The 274-nt window shown below is 61.7% G+C and carries 1 pseudogene; it reads right to left on the bottom strand.

Going from position 1 to position 274, the window contains the following annotated elements:
• Positions 1-274 (bottom strand): annotated as a pseudogene (locus J5M58_RS27360) (arginine-ornithine antiporter); the annotation flags it as partial.

The following is a 274-nucleotide window of genomic DNA, read 5'->3' as shown; positions in this document are numbered from 1 at the left end:
CGCCGATGACCACGGCTGCAAAGATCAGCTTTTCCACGTTGGTGAAGACAGGTTGGCCGACTTCACGCTTGGCCTTGGCGAACAGGATGGCGCCAGGTGCGTAGAGCAGGGCCGAGAGCAGCAGGTATTTCACACCGCCGGCGTACAGCAGCCAGACGGCATACAACAGGGCGATGCCGCCGATGATCAGGTCTTTCTTGCGCTCAGCCAGGGCCTGTTCGTAGGTTTCGCTGCGCCATGCCAGCAGGAAGGCGTAGGCCGCCGACCACAGGTA

The sequence above is a fragment of the Pseudomonas sp. 32_A genome (assembly GCF_017490905.1).
Taxonomy (GTDB): domain Bacteria; phylum Pseudomonadota; class Gammaproteobacteria; order Pseudomonadales; family Pseudomonadaceae; genus Aquipseudomonas; species Aquipseudomonas inefficax.
The sequence above is the reverse complement of the archived record's forward strand: the minus strand, read 5'-3'. Positions and strand labels throughout refer to the sequence as shown.